This window comes from Xanthomonas sp. WHRI 7945 (assembly GCF_035026585.1).
The window spans coordinates 1-14316 of sequence record NZ_JAYIQP010000007.1 but is presented as its reverse complement, the minus strand read 5'-3'; the positions used below and the strand labels follow the sequence as shown (position 1 = coordinate 14316).

Genomic DNA, 14316 nt, shown 5'->3' with positions numbered 1-14316 from the left:
GAAGGAATGGCGCCAGTCTGGGCCGGCACGACCGATCTTTCCAATGTATTGTTTTCACTCCACCCATCTTTTTTTTAGATGCCATGCTGACCCTGCGCCAGCTCGAATTCGCCGTTGCCGTCGCCGAGGAAGGCAGCTTCACCGCTGCCGCACGCCGCTGCCACACCGTGCAGTCGGCGCTGAGCCACCAGATCGCCAACATCGAGGAGGCGCTGGGCGCGCGGCTGTTCGAGCGCGGCGCGCGGCAGGTGCGCACCACCGCCGCCGGCGAGGTGTTCCTGCACAACGCCCGCGAGACCCTGCGCGCGGCCGAGCGCCTGCACGAGGAGATGGCGCAGACCCTGGGCACGGTGCGCGGGCGCCTGCACATCGGCCAGATCTCCTCGCTGACCACGGTGCAGGTACCGGCGCTGCTGCGCCGCTTCCGCGACGCGCATAGCGCGGTCGACGTGCACCTGCGCACCGGCATGAGCGATGCGCTGCTGCTCGAACTGGGCGAAGGCCGGCTGGACGTGGCCCTGGTCGGGGTCGGCCCGCACATTGTCCTGCCCGAGCAGCGCCTGCTGCTGCACGAGGAACCGCTGGCGCTGATCGCCGCGCCCGGCAACCGCTTCGCCGCGCGCACCGAGGTGGCGCTGCACGAACTGGAGGACGCGCCGATGGCCGGGCTGATCGCCGGCGCCGGCGTGCGCGGCATCATCGACCGCGCCTTCGCCGAGGCCGGCCTGCGCCAGCGCCTGCAGTACGAAGTCACCCATGCCGACCTGCAGCGCCAGTTGGTGGTCGAGGACCTGGGCCTGGCGATCGTGCCGCAGACCATGGCCGAGGCGATGCACGGCGTGGCGGTGATCGCGCTGCGCGAGCGCTTCCGCTTCCTGACCTACGCCACCTGGCGCGCGGACCCGACCCCGGCCGCGCGCGCGCTGATCGCGCTGCTGCGGCAGGGGCAGGCGGACGCCAGCGAAGCCAGCTAACCGGCTCGCACCGCCCCCCCCTGTAGGAGCGGCTTCAGCCGCGACGAACGGAAGCAAGACACCATGGCGCCCCCTCCAAACCGCAACACGCGTGTCCCCACAGACGGCACCGCAGGCACCGGCCGCCTTGCACGGCCGCAGCCCCGCCTCTGCGCGTTCGCAAACACGCGCTCCCTGTAGGAGCGACTTCAGTCGCGACGAACGGAGCAAGACACCTTGGCACCCCTCCAAACCGCAACACGCGTGTCCCCACAGACGGCACCGCAGGCACCGGCCGCATCACAGCACGCCTGCCCCGCGCCACCCGCCTCCGCCGCGCAACGAACCTGCTAGGCTGCGCGCGTTCGCAAAGGAGCCTGCATGTCCGGCCATAGCCAGTTCGCCCTGCTGAAACAGCGCCGCTTCCTGCCGTTCTTCGTGGTCCAGGGCCTGGGCGCGTTCAACGACAACGTGTACCGGCAGGCGATCATCGGCCTGCTGTTCTATCTGGGCGTCACCCCCGAGCAGCGCACGCTGTACACCAACCTGGCGCCGGCGCTGTTCATCCTGCCGTACTTCCTGTTCTCCGCATTGGCCGGGCAGATCGCCGAGAAGCTGGAGAAATCGCGGCTGGTGGTCATCACCACCACGATGGAGATCGCAATCATGTCGCTGGCCGCGGTCGGGTTCCTGACCGAGAACATGGCCGTGCTGCTGGTCGCGCTGTTCTGCACCGGCCTGCAGTCCACGCTGTTCGGCCCGGTGAAGTACTCGATCCTGCCGTCGGTGCTCAAGCCGGAGGAACTGACCGGCGGCAACGGCCTGGTCGAGATGGGCACCTCGATCTCGATCCTGTGCGGCATGATCCTGGGCGGGCTGATCTTCCAGATCGCCGGCAGCCACGGCCCGGTCGCCGCGGCCACCGCGGTGATCGCCCTGGCGGTCGCCGGCAACCTGGTCGCGCGGCTGATCCCCAAGGTCGATGCCGGCGCGCCGGAGCTGAAGATCAACTGGAACCCGGTGCCCGAGTCGCTGGCGATCATGCGCCTGACCCGGCGCCAGCTGGCGGTGCGCAACGCGGTGCTCGGCGTGTCCTGGTTCTGGTTCATCGGCACGGTGCTGACCGCGCAGCTGCCGACCTACGCCGAACTCAACCTCGGCGGCGCGCAAGACCTGTACATCTTCGCCCTGGCGCTGTTCTCCATCGGCACCGGCACCGGCTCGCTGCTGTGCGAAAAGCTGTCCGGGCGCACCGTCGAGATCGGCCTGGTGCCGCTGGGCGCGTTCGGCATCAGCGCGTTCATGCTCGACCTGTATTTCGCCCGCCCCGGCGGCGCGCTGCAGGCCGGGCTGGACATCGGCCAGTTCGTGCGCCAGGCCGGCAGCTGGCGGATCATGCTCGACCTGGTCGGCATCGGCCTGTGCACCGGCCTGTTCGTGGTGCCGCTGTTCGCGCTGATCCAGAGCCGCACGCCCAAGGCGGAACTGTCGCGCGTCATCGCTGGGCTCAACATCCAGAACTCGATGTTCATCGTCATCGCCGCGGTGGTCGGCATCGCGCTGCAGATGCAGCAGCTGACCCTGTTCGGCGTGCGCGTGCCGATGCCGGGGCTGAGCATCCCGCAGGTGTTCCTGGCGCTGGCCATCGCCAATGCGGTGGTGGCGATCTGGATCTTCAGCATCGTCCCCGAATTCCTGATGCGCTTTCTCAGCTGGGTGATGGTGCGCGCGCTGTACCGGCTGCGCCTGCACGGCATCGAGCGGCACATCCCCGACGAGGGCGCGGCGCTGATCGTGTGCAACCACGTCAGCTACATGGACGCGCTGGTGCTGGCCGCGTCGATCCCGCGGCCGGTGCGCTTCGTCATGTACTACCGCATCTTCAACATCCCGGTGATGCGCTGGATCTTCCGCACCGCCAAGGCGATCCCGATCGCCGGCGCGCGCGAGGACCCGGCGCTGATGCAGCGCGCGTTCGACGAGATCGATGCGGCGCTGGCCGACGGCGAACTGGTGTGCATCTTCCCCGAGGGCGCGCTGACCAAGGACGGGGAAATCGCCAAGTTCAAGTCGGGCATGGAGAAGATCGTCGAGCGCCGCGCGGTGCCGGTGCTGCCGATGGCCTTGCGCAACATGTGGACCAGCATGTGGAGCAAGCGCGATTCGCGGCTGCGGCGCATGCGCGTGCCGCGCCGCTTCCGCGCGCACGTGGAGGTGATCGCCGGGCCGCCGGTGGCGGCCGCCGAGGCCAGCGCCGAGCTGCTGGAAGCGCAGGTGCGGCAGCTGCGCGGGGATGCCGCCTGAACCTTTGGGGTGCCTGGAAACGCCGCTTCAGGTAGATTAGGCGCCGGGGAGACGCCTGCATGCTGCAGCGGCGTCCATTTCAGGGGTCGAGAGTGAGTCAGGTTTTGCCACCACCACCGCCCAACGGCGCGGGCATCTACGTCCCCAACAATCTGGTGTGGGCGATTCTGTCCACGCTGTTCTGCTGTCTGCCGCTGGGCGTGGTGTCGATCGTCTACGCCTCGCAGGTGGACGGCAAACGCGCCGCCGGCGATGTCGCCGGCGCCCGCGAGGCGTCGCGCAAGGCCGGCCTGTGGGCGATGTGGTCCGCGCTCGCCGCGCCGATCCTGCTCGCGCTGTGGTTCCTGCTGTTCGGCGGACTGGCGATCTTCGGCAGCCTGCTCGGACACTGAACCTCCCCGCCTTTTCGTTTTTTCCCTCGTTCCACCACGCAACCGGAGTAACACGGATGAATACCACCGCACCGCAAGTGTCCAACAATCTCGTTTGGGCGATCCTGAGCACGCTGTTCTGCTGCCTGCCGCTGGGCATCGTCTCGATCGTGTTCGCCTCGCAGGTCAACACCAAGCTCGCCGCCGGCGACATCAATGGCGCCCGCGACTCGTCGGAGAAGGCCAAGAAGTGGGCGATCTACTCGGTCATCGCCTGGGTCGTGCTGGTCGTGCTGTACCTGATCTTCATCTTCGCCCTGGGCGGCCTGGGCATGATGCAGCAGTCCGCGTCGTACTGATCGCGCCGGGCTGCCGCTGCCGCGCGCAGCGGCGGCCCTTGCCGATCGCCTGCGTTTCTTTCCGAACATGCTGCTTCTGCGCGGTCGTCCCCTGCCCCGCTGGCTGCCGCTGGCCGCGCTGAGCGCTGCCGCTGCGGTGGCGACGCTGGTGCTGCGCCGGGTCGATCCCAATACGCCGGGCAATCCGTTGCCGGCCTGTCCGTTCTATACCCTCACCGGGCTGTACTGCCCCGGCTGCGGCAGCACCCGCTGCCTGCACGCGCTGGTGCACCTGGATCTGGCCCACGCGCTGGCGAGCAACCCGCTGCTGGTGGTGGCCCTGCCGCTGCTGGCGATCATGGCGCTCAACGCCGCCGGGCTGCGCATGCGCCCGCTGGCGCCGCTGCTGAAGATCCTCGCCGATCCGCGCCTGTGGCTGTGGCTGCTGCTCGGCTACGCCGTGCTGCGCAACCTGCCGTGGTTTCCGTTCGCGCTGCTGGCGCCGCACTGAGCGCAATGGCGCGGGCCAAAAGATGGAGGCCGGGCGGCCACCTCGTCTAGACTCCCCCCCATGCCCAGCGCATAGCCACTCAAGGAGATCCACATGAGCACCGTCAGCCCCGTCACGCCCCCGCCCGCCCCCGCGCCCGGCGCGATCCCCAATCACCTGGCCTGGGCGATCATCGCCACGGTGCTCGGCTTCTGCCTGTGCTGCCCGTCGATCATTCCGGGCATCGTCGCGATCGTGTTCTCCAGCAAGGTCAACGGGCTGCTCAACCAGGGCGACTTGGACGGCGCGCGGCGCGCCTCCAACAACGCCAAGACCTGGTGCTGGGTGACCACCGCGCTGGCCATCATCGGCCTGCTGATCAACGTCGGCATGGTCGCCACCGGCGGCATGCAGGGCTACATGGACTACGTGAACCAGATGCAGCAGATGAGCTGACCGGCATGCGCGCCTGGCAACAACGGGCGTGCCTCGGCGCCGGCGCCGCCATCGCGGCGGCCGGCGCCACCATGCTGTACCGGTTCGATCCCAACGCCGCGGACAATCCGTTCGCGCCGTGCCTGTTCCATGCGCTCACCGGTTACTACTGCCCCGGCTGCGGCATGACCCGCGCCTTGCACGCATTGGTGCATCTGGATCCGCTCGGCGCCTTCGCGATGAATCCCGGGGCGATGCTGGGCCTGGCCGTGCTGCCGGGACTGATCGCATGGAAGGCCGGCTGGCGTGCGGCGTGGTTCGCGCCGGTGGTCGCCGTGGTATCGCGGCCGAACTTCTGGCTGCTGGCGCTGCCCGGCTACTGGATCGCGCGCAACCTGCCGTGGTTCCCGTTCACCCTGCTCGCGCCGGGCTAACTGACCCAGCCGGCGATCACCAGCAACGCCAGCAGCACCAGCCACAACAGCAGCACCCGCCAGATCTGGCTCATCGCATCGCGCAGTTCCGGCAGGCGCCGCAGCGCCGGCACCGCCATGCCGGCATCGCTGTAGTCGTGCGCCTCCTCGTCCAGCTCACCGCGCACGCTGGCGCAGGCCACCGGACCCAGGAAGCCGCTGTCCAGTTGCCAACGGTTGCCGCCGGCCGCGCGCCAGGCGCCGAACACGGTCTCGAAGTTGCCGACCAGCGCCAGCGAAAAGGTCATCAGCTGCGCCACCGGCCATTCCATCGCCGCCAGCGCGGTGCGCGCGCCGAGTGCGGTGGTCAGCGGCAGCCGCGGCGCGTACGGCCCGGCAGCGGCCAGCGCCAGCAGGCGATAGCCGAGCGCGCCGACCGGCCCCAGCAGCAGGAACCAGAACAGCACCGCGAACCAGCGCCGCAGCGCGCTGACCGCCACCGCCTCGACCAGCCCGGCCGGATCCTCGCGCAGCGGCCCGCCGTCGGCCTGCAGCTGCGCCACCGCGACGCGTCGCGCGGCGACGTCGTCGGCCTCGATCACCGCTTCCACGTCGGTATCCAGGTCGCGCGGCCCCCAGCTGAAGGCCAGCACCAGCACCCCGAACAGCAAGGCCAGCAGGCCCAGGTGCGGCGCACTGACCAACCACTGCAGCAGGCCCACCAGCAGCACGGCCGGCAGCAGCGCCAGCGCGATGCCGTAGCGGCCGCGCCAGGCGCTGCCCTCGCCGGTGTGCGCATCCAGCCACGACAGCCAGTCGCCGTAGGCATCGAAGCGCCGCAACGAGGCGACCATGCCGGGCGCGACATGGCCCAGCACCAGCGCAACGATCACAGCGACGAGGGTAGTGAACATGCAGGTCCTCCGGGACCGTTCTGAAGCGTGTGCGCAGTGGCAACCGCCGCGCCGGACCGGCGCAACGGCTAGGCGTGGTCGCCGTCGCGGCGGTACCAGTCCACGACCAGCGCGTGCGCGATGGAGATCCGCGGCGGCAGGCGCAGGCCGTGTCCGTCGTCGGCGCTGTCGCTGTCGCCGAGCGTAGCCGCACGCTGCAGGGCGGCACCGATCTCGTCGCGCTCGACCCAGCGCGCGTCTTCCAGTTCGCCATCCACCTGCGGCGCATCGGGTTCGGCCAGCGCGCGGAACCCGAGCATCAACGCACCGGGGAACGGCCATGGCTGCGCGCCGTAGTAGCGGCAACTGCCGGGCCGGACCCGCACCTGGGTTTCCTCGGCCACTTCGCGCGCCACGGTCTGTTCCAGCGACTCGCCGGGTTCGACGAACCCGGCGATCACCGAATAGCGCCGCGCCGGCCAGCTCGCCTGGCGACCCAGCAGCAGCCGGCGGCCGTCGCTGACCGCGACGATCACCGCCGGATCCACGCGCGGATAGTGTTCGCTGGCGCACTGCGTGCAGGTGCCGAGGAAGCCGCCGCGGCCGAACGCGATGGCGCCGCCGCAGACCCCGCAGAAGCGGGTGCGCGACTGCCAGTGGAGCATGCCGCGCGCATAGGCGAACAGGCCCGACGCGGCGGCCGGCCACTCGGCCGCGGCGCGGCGCAGGTCGATGCGCTGCGGCGGGTCGAGCTGGGCATCGAGCGCGGCCGCGGCCAGCGCGAACCAGGCCGTGCCGTCGCGCAGGCCGAGGAAGATCGCCTGCGCGACCGCGTCGCCCAGCGATGCGCCGGTCAGCGTCAGCGGCTGCCCCTGCGCGTCGGCGTAGGCGTTGCCGTCGGCATCGAGCAGCAGCAGGCGCGCGGTGGGCCAAGCGCGGCGCAGCGCCTCGGGATCGTTGCGCAGCGCATCGGCGCGGTCGACGGCCGCGTCGGCGAAAACGAAGGAAGCGGAGGTCAGTTCGGACATGCGGCGCAGGGTGCAGGCAAACCACGCATCCGGCAAGCCGCAGCGTGTTACACGCTGAAGCTGCTGCCGCAGCCGCAGGTGGTCTTGGCGTTGGGGTTGCGGATCACGAACTGCGCGCCGTGCAGGCCTTCGCTGTAATCCACTTCCGCGCCCATCAGGTACTGCAGGCTCAGCGGATCGACCAGCAGGGTGACCTCGTCGGTCCGCACCGACAGGTCGTCCTCGGCGCGGTTCTCGTCGAACTCGAAGCCGTACTGGAAACCGGAACAGCCACCGCCCTGGATGTACACGCGCAACGCCAGCGCGTCGTTGCCTTCCTCGCGGATCAGCTCGCGCACCTTGGCCGCGGCGGCCTGGGTGAAGTTCAGCGGCCGCTCCAGCGACTGGTAGTCGGGCGCGGGCGCGGCACTGGGCAGGGAAACGAGAGTGCTCATGGCAGCAGGATGGGGGCGGCCGCTGGCCGAATCAAGCCTCGGCCTTGGTCAGCACGCGCTGCGCCGGCTCGGCCTGCGGCTCCTCGTGCAGGTGTTCCGGCGGGGCCAGCGCGGCCATGCTGCCGGCGTGGATCAGCCGCCCGGTCAACTGCGCGCCGGCGTTCATCTCCACCACCTGGTAGTGCACGTTGCCCTGCACCCGCGCCTTCGGCGCCAGTTCCACGCGCTCGGCGGCATGCACATCGCCGATCAGCTGGCCGTTGATGATCACGATCGGCGCACGTACCTCGCCCTCGATGCTGCCGTGCTCGGACAGGGTCAGCGTCGCCGGCGCACCGTCCTCGGCCAGTACCTTGCCGAGGATGCGCCCTTCCACGTACAGGCCGCCGCTGAACACCAGATCGCCCCGGATCACCACCTGCGCGCCGATCAAGGTATCGACCACGGTCTGGCCGCTGCTGCGACCGTTCTTGCTTCCGAACATAAGCTGCCTATTCCCCTTTGCCGTTGCCGGCCAGTGTCCAATCGAAACTCTGGGTGACCGGCGCCCCTCCGCCGGACAGCGATACTCGCACCCGTTGCGGGGTGAAATCCTTGGGCAGGATCACGCTGCCGTCCAACTGCTGGAAATAACGGAACGAATAGTCCTGGCCGGGCACGTCGCTCTTCTGGTGCAGCTCGTCCCAGCCCACGCTGGTCAGCTTGCCGCCGCGCACGCCTTCCACCGCCAGGCGCATCTGCCCCTGGCTGATCGCGCCGCGGTTGAGGTTCTGGGTCAGCACCACGTTGTAGTGCCAGGTGCCGCCGGCCTCGGCCGAGAACTCCGCCGAATGCACGGTCAGGCCCTTGCGCTGGCTGGTCGCGCCGACCAGGCGCTCGTAGAAGGCCACGTCGGCGCGCAGCCCGGCGATCTCCTCGTCGCGCTCGGCCAGCGAGCTCTGCACCGCGTTGTTGGCGGCGCGGCTGATCTGGTCCGAGCGCGCCAGCGTGGCCTGGCGCTGGTTGAGGGTCTCGATCTGCCGCTGCTGGGCCTGCAGCTTGCGTTCGGCCTCGCGCAACTGGGTGCGCACATCGCCCAGTTCCGGCGCGGCCTGGCGGCTGGCCAGCAGCCAGGTCCCGGCCAGCGACAGCAGCCAGGCGACGGCGATCAGCAGCCACAGGCCGCGCCCGCGCACTGGCGCGGCGCCGTTGGGCACGATCTGGAAACGGGGGACGGGTCGGTTCATCGTCAAAGCCGCGCCACCGAGGCGGCAGCGGCGTCGATCCTCGCGGGGGTTCGGCCGGCCAGCTAGTGTAAGCCAGGCTCCCGACCGGCGCCGGACCAATCGCCGCCAGCGCAGCGGCGCGCCGCATGCTGGCCTTCGCCGCACGCTTGGCCGATAGTGGCCGCCACACGCGCGCACCCAGGAGCGCCTCGCCATGACCGACGCCCACCTCTTCGTAATCGGCATCCTGCTGGCCTGGCTGGCCGGCATCCGCGTCTACCTGACCGTGTTCGGGGTCGGCATGGCCGGTCTGCTCGGCTGGCTGGACCTGCCGCAGGCGCTGCAGGCGACCGAGTCGTGGTGGGTGCTCGGCACCTCCGGCGCGCTGGCCCTGGCCGAGTTCTTCGCCGACAAGATCCCCGGCGTGGACTCGGTGTGGGACCTGCTGCAGACCCTGACCCGGATCCCCGCCGGCGCGTTCCTGGCCGCGGCCACGCTGTCGCCGGATGGCCAGTTCGGCGCCGGCGCGCTGGCCACCGGCGCCGGCATCGCGCTCACCAGCCATGTGCTGAAATCCGGCTCGCGCGCATTGCTGAACACCTCGCCGGAACCGGCCAGCAACTGGATCGCCTCGCTGACCGAGGATTCGGTGGTGATCGCCACGCTGGCGCTGGCCCTGGCGCATCCGTGGCTGGCGTTGATCGTGGTGCTGGGCGCCAGCGTGCTGGGAGCGCTGCTGGTGTGGTGGGTGTGGCGCACCCTGTGGCGCGGCGTGCGCCGCCTGCTGGCGGTGCCTGCGGACGCCGCCGTGGCCAGGCCGAACCGGGACGGCTCCCTGTCTTCGTGAACTTCATCGCATAATTGCGCGTGCACCAGGATAAAGACGCGATGGCCGCCAGAGACACCGCACCGCTTCCCAGCCGCGACGACCCGCGTTCGCGCAACGTCCGTGCCGAAACCCCGCCGCCGCACTACTGGCGCCGCTGGGCCGCCGATGCCGTGCCCGAGGCGCAAGAAGTGACGGCGCCCGCTGCGGTGCCGAACGCGCAGGACGCTGCAGCGCCGGCCGCACCCGCCACCGACCACCAGGCCGCCGCCGACGTGGCGCCGAGTCCGCCAGGCGCGACGGAGACGCCGAACGCCGCCACCACGCCGCCGCAGCCACTGGACGCGCCGTACCGGATCCTGATCGTCGAGGACGACCGCTCGCAGGCCCTGTTCGCGCAGAGCGTGCTGCACGGCGCCGGCATGCAGGCGCAGGTGGAGATGCAGGCCGAAGGCGTGCAGCAGGCGATCGCCGAGTACCGGCCCGACCTGATCCTGATGGACCTGCACATGCCCGGCCTGGACGGCATGCGCCTGACCGCGCTGATCCGCCAGCAACCGCAGCACCAGTTGCTGCCGATCGTGTTCCTGACCGGCGATCCGGATCCGGAACTGCAGTACGAAGTGCTCGACAGCGGCGCCGACGATTTCCTGACCAAGCCGATCCGGCCGCGGCACCTGATCGCCGCCGTCTCCAACCGCATCCGCCGCGCGCGCCAGCAGGCGCAGCAGAGCGCCAGCGACGGCGTGCCGCTGAACAATCCCGAGACCGGCCTACCGACCCGCAGCCACGTGCTGCAGCTGCTCGGCGAGTCGCTGCGCACCCGCGGCGGCGGCCTGTTCTTCATCGAGATCGCCAGCGCGCTGGGCCTGCGCGAGCGCTACGGCTATGCCGCGTTCGAACGCCTGATGACCCAGGCCGGGCGCCGCCTGGCCAGCGTCACCGCGCCGCAGCCGCTGGCCCGGCTCAACGACAACAGCTTCCTGCTGCTGGCCCAGGGCGACGATCTGGACGCGCTGCGGCAGCGCGCGCAGGCCCTGCGCGAAGCCCTGGCCAACCATGCCTTCCCGCTGCGCGAGGACGAAGCGGTGCACCTGCGCTGCGCGATCGGCTACGCCGACCTGGCGCAAGGGTTCGAAGACGCCGGCAGCGCGCTGGAAGCGGTCGAGCGCACCGCGCTGCAGGCGCGCCTGCATCCGCAGGGCGTGGCCGCGTACGCGCCGCCGCGCGAGGAAGAGGACCTGGGTCGCATCGCGATGTTCGAAGGCCAGCTGGAACCGGCCTACCAGCCGATCGTCGCCGTCGCCGGCGGCGACACCGCGCAATACCAGGTGCTGCTGCGCCTGCGCCAGCGCGACGGCACCCTGCTGTCGGCCGGGCAGGTGCTGCCCGCGGCCGAGGCCGGCGGGCGCATCGCCGACCTCGACCAGCAGGTGCTGGACCACGCGCTCGGCCTGCTGCACCTGTACCAGCACGCCACGCCGCCGCTACGCCTGTTCGTGTCGCAGTCCTCGCGCACGCTGGCGCGCGGCGCCTTCGCCGACTGGCTGGTCGAGGCGATCGGCCGCCGTGGCGTCACCGGCACCTCGCTGGTGATCGACCTGCGCCTGGACGACGCACTGATCCATACGGTGACGCTGCAGCAGTTCTGCGCCCGGCTGATGCCGCTGGGCGTGCAGTTCTGCCTCAGCCAGTTCGAGCCCGGCGCCGAAAACGAGGCGCTGCTCGGCCAGCTGCCGCTGGGCTACCTGCGCCTGTCGGCGCGTTTCGCCAACGCGCATGCCGATGCCGGACTGCGCGACCAGTTGCGCGCCACGATCGACCTGGCGCACCGCGCCGGGCTGATGATCATCGGCCAGCAGATCGAGGAAGCGCAGGCCGCCGCGGCGATGTGGATGGGCGGGGTCGATTTCATCCAGGGCAACCTGGTGCAGTCGGTCGGCGACGAACTGAACTTCGATTTCCAGAACGCGGTGCTGTAGCGATGCCCGCACGCCGGCGCCGGCCCCTGCCGTGGCTGGCCGCGTCGAGCGCGGCGCTCGCGCTCGCCGCCGCGCCGCTGGCGCTGCCGGCACTGGCGCCGCCGCCGCCGTGGCACCTGCTGGCGCCGGCCTGCATCGGCGCCGCCGCGCTGCTGGCCGCGCTCGCCGCCTGGCGCGCACGGCAACAGGCGCGCGCACTGGATGCGGCGTCGGCACGCGCGGCGCTGGCCGAGTCCGAACGCGACGCGCTGCAGCGCGACGTGCACCTGCGCGAGCGGCTGGAACGCGAACTGGTGCAGGCCAAGCAGGCCGCCGAGGCCGCGGTGATGGCCAAGGGCGAATTCCTGGCCACGATGAGCCACGAGATCCGCACCCCGCTCAACGGCATCATTCCGATGCTGGAACTGATCGCGCGCGGCCAGCTCGGCACCGAGCAGCGCGAGATGCTGCGCGCCGCCAACGACTCCTCGCTGCAGCTGCTGCGCATCGTCGACGACATCCTCGACTACTCCAAGCTGGAAGCGAACCGGCTGGAGCTGGAGATCACCAGCTTCAACCTGCGCGAACTGCTCGACGGCATGCTGCAGCTGATGCAGCGCGCGGCCGAGGCCAAGGGCCTGCGCGTGGCGCTGCAGCTGGATCCGGCGGTGCGCCTGCCGGTCCGCGGCGATCCGCTGCGGCTGCGGCAGGTGCTGAGCAACCTGATCGGCAACGCGATCAAGTTCACCGCGCGCGGCAGCGTGGAGCTGCGCGTGCGCCGCCTCGGCGAGACCCCGGCGCAACACCTGCTGCGCTTCGAGGTGCGCGATACCGGCATCGGCATCAGCCCCGAGCAGCAGGAGCGGCTGTTCCGCTCCTTCACCCAGGCCGATGCGTCCACCACCCGCCTGTACGGCGGCACCGGGCTCGGCCTGGCGATCTGCAAACGCATCGTCGACCTGATGGGCGGGCGCATCGGCGTGGAATCGGGCAGCGACCAGGGCGCCACGTTCTGGTTCGAGATCCCGCTGCTGAAGGTGATCGGCGACCTGCCGCAGGCCCAAGGCAGCCTGCCGCGGCTGCACGCGCTGCTGGTCGGCGCCGACCAGCGCCTGTACCAGCGGCTGAAAACGCTGTTGCCGAACTGGGGCGTGCAGCTGAGCAAGGTCGACTCGACCCAGGAAGCGCTGGAGCGGCTGCGCGCCGGCAACGCCGCCGCCCCGCCCTACGACCTGGTGATCGGCGACCTCGACGGGCTGCGCCAGAGCGCGCGGGCGCTGCAGCGCGCGGTGACGCGGTTGCCGGCGCCGCACGCGATGCGCCTGATCTGGCTGTACGGCGACACCGAGATCCCCGAGGAAATCCGCGCCCACGGCGCGCTGCTGTCGCGGCAGGCGGCGGACCTGGACCTGCGCGGCATGCTCGCGCTGGCGCCGGCGGCGGCCCTCGCCTCCGCGGCCGCGCCGGCCTTGCCCGAAGAACCCGCTTCCGATCCGCAGCGCGATGCCGCGGCGGCATCGGCATCGGCATCCGCCACCGCCGCGGGCCCGGCCGACGCGATCGGGCCGGCCTCGCCGGCCGCCGACTACCGGCTGCTGCTGGTCGAGGACAACCCGGTCAACCTGCTGGTCGCGCAGAAACTGCTCGACGTGCTCGGCTACCGCAGCGACAGCGTCGCCGACGGCGCCGCCGCGCTGGCGCAACTGGCCACGCAGGCCTACGACCTGGTGTTGATGGACTGCCAGATGCCGGTGCTGGACGGCTACGCCGCCACCCGCCAATGGCGCCAGTCCGAAGCGGCGGCAGGACGGACGCGGCTGCCGATCGTGGCGATGACCGCCAATGCGATGGCCGGCGACCGCCAGCGCTGCCTGGAGGCCGGCATGGACGACTACCTGTCCAAGCCGGTCGGCCGCGAGCTGCTGGCGCAATGCCTGCAGCGCTGGCTGCCGCACCGCGCCGCCAATGCCGCGCCGGCGCAGACCGCGCCGGAGAGTGCCGCGCTGCCGGCGGATGCGGAGACGGCGAGTGCGCAGACAGCGCAATCCGCGCAGACGCAGACGCAGACGCAGACGCAGACGCAGACGCAGACAGCGGCAATCGCAGCGTCCGCTTCCAGCAATAGCAATAGCAGCAGCGACAACAATAGCGACGGCGCCACCAGTACCAGCATCAGCACCGCCGATCTGGCACCGCTGCCGCCGACACCGCTGCCGGTGCTGGACATCGCCGTGCTCGACGAATTGCGCGAGCTTGCCGGCAGCGCGACCACCGCGCAGATCGTGGAACTGTTCCTGGGCGATGCGCCGCAGCTGATCCAGCGCCTGGAGCAGGCCGCCGTGATCCCGCAACTGGAGCCGCTGCGCGACGCGGCGCATACGCTGAAGTCCTCGGCGGCCAACGTCGGCGCACTGGCGCTGTCGGCCGCGGCCTTGCGCATCGAGGCCGGCGTGCGTGCCCACCAGTTGGAGCGCCCCGCGGTCGCGGTGGCGCTGGTCATCGCCGAATTCGCACGCGCGCGGCTGGCCTTGAACGGCTACCGCAACACCTTGCGCGACGCGGCCGAAAGCCCCGCGCCCTAGCTCGCTTAGACCTGTGGGAATACCTGTGGGAGCGACTTCAGTCGCGACGGGCCTTCCCGGTAAAGCCCGTCGCGACTGAAGTC

The 14316-nt window shown here is 70.8% G+C and carries 15 protein-coding genes; 10 read left to right on the top strand and 5 right to left on the bottom strand.

The genetic code is table 11. The features are described from left to right. Nucleotides 1–83 precede the first annotated feature (83 nt). The 7 genes from VDQ83_RS07525 (at nt 84) to VDQ83_RS07495 (ending at nt 5325) form a co-directional block, all read left to right on the top strand. Entirely contained in the window at nt 84–974 is an 891-nt protein-coding gene (locus VDQ83_RS07525; protein WP_455434426.1) for a LysR substrate-binding domain-containing protein, read from the top strand. Between the two features lie 360 nt (nt 975–1334). Next, on the top strand, nt 1335–3257 hold the full coding sequence (locus tag VDQ83_RS07520) for an MFS transporter (protein ID WP_455434425.1): 1923 nt from the start codon (nt 1335–1337) through the stop codon (nt 3255–3257). A gap of 104 nt (nt 3258–3361) precedes the next feature. Next, entirely contained in the window at nt 3362–3649 is a 288-nt protein-coding gene (locus VDQ83_RS07515) for a CD225/dispanin family protein (RefSeq protein WP_455434548.1), read from the top strand. 56 nt (nt 3650–3705) lie between these two features. Continuing rightward, entirely contained in the window at nt 3706–3987 is a 282-nt protein-coding gene (locus VDQ83_RS07510) for a CD225/dispanin family protein (protein WP_455434424.1), read from the top strand. 67 nt (nt 3988–4054) lie between these two features. Next, nucleotides 4055–4477: a DUF2752 domain-containing protein gene (locus tag VDQ83_RS07505; protein WP_309918540.1), complete on the top strand. Its 423-nt coding sequence runs from the start codon at nt 4055–4057 to the stop codon at nt 4475–4477. Between the two features lie 93 nt (nt 4478–4570). Then, the gene (locus VDQ83_RS07500; protein ID WP_263396918.1) at nt 4571–4912 is read left to right on the top strand and encodes a CD225/dispanin family protein; all 342 of its coding nucleotides are present in this window, start codon (nt 4571–4573) and stop codon (nt 4910–4912) included. A 5-nt stretch (nt 4913–4917) separates the two neighbouring features. After that, nucleotides 4918–5325 (top strand): DUF2752 domain-containing protein, encoded by a 408-nt coding sequence (locus VDQ83_RS07495; protein WP_309918537.1) that lies wholly within the window; start codon nt 4918–4920, stop codon nt 5323–5325. Here VDQ83_RS07495 and VDQ83_RS07490 read toward each other — a convergent pair. The 5 genes from VDQ83_RS07490 to VDQ83_RS07470 form a co-directional block, all read right to left on the bottom strand. Further along, complete coding sequence (locus VDQ83_RS07490; protein ID WP_309918535.1) at nt 5322–6218, bottom strand: hypothetical protein; 897 nt, start codon at nt 6216–6218, stop codon at nt 5322–5324. The genes VDQ83_RS07495 and VDQ83_RS07490 overlap by 4 nt on opposite strands. 68 nt (nt 6219–6286) lie before the next feature. Further along, nucleotides 6287–7225 carry an NAD(+) diphosphatase gene (gene nudC / locus VDQ83_RS07485; RefSeq protein ID WP_455434423.1) on the bottom strand — a complete coding sequence of 313 codons (939 nt, stop codon included), beginning with the start codon at nt 7223–7225 and terminating at the stop codon, nt 6287–6289. 47 nt (nt 7226–7272) lie between these two features. Then, complete coding sequence (gene erpA, locus VDQ83_RS07480; protein ID WP_053836095.1) at nt 7273–7659, bottom strand: iron-sulfur cluster insertion protein ErpA; 387 nt, start codon at nt 7657–7659, stop codon at nt 7273–7275. Nucleotides 7660–7690: 31 nt separating this feature from the next. After that, a complete protein-coding gene (locus VDQ83_RS07475) occupies nt 7691–8143 on the bottom strand; it encodes a bactofilin family protein (RefSeq protein ID WP_263396914.1) in 453 nt (150 codons plus the stop codon). A gap of 7 nt (nt 8144–8150) precedes the next feature. Further along, a complete protein-coding gene (locus tag VDQ83_RS07470) occupies nt 8151–8885 on the bottom strand; it encodes a DUF6776 family protein (RefSeq protein WP_455434422.1) in 735 nt (244 codons plus the stop codon). Between the two features lie 193 nt (nt 8886–9078). Between VDQ83_RS07470 and VDQ83_RS07465 the strand changes: the two genes are divergently transcribed. Genes VDQ83_RS07465 through VDQ83_RS07455 form a run of 3 tightly spaced genes read left to right on the top strand, consistent with a single transcriptional unit; the run spans nt 9079 to nt 14233 of the window. After that, nucleotides 9079–9711: a DUF4126 domain-containing protein gene (locus tag VDQ83_RS07465; RefSeq protein ID WP_455434421.1), complete on the top strand. Its 633-nt coding sequence runs from the start codon at nt 9079–9081 to the stop codon at nt 9709–9711. A gap of 41 nt (nt 9712–9752) precedes the next feature. After that, on the top strand, nt 9753–11672 hold the full coding sequence (locus tag VDQ83_RS07460) for an EAL domain-containing protein (RefSeq protein WP_455434420.1): 1920 nt from the start codon (nt 9753–9755) through the stop codon (nt 11670–11672). Nucleotides 11673–11674: 2 nt separating this feature from the next. Next, nucleotides 11675–14233: an ATP-binding protein gene (locus VDQ83_RS07455; protein ID WP_455434419.1), complete on the top strand. Its 2559-nt coding sequence runs from the start codon at nt 11675–11677 to the stop codon at nt 14231–14233. The last annotated feature ends 83 nt before the right edge of the window (nt 14234–14316 follow it).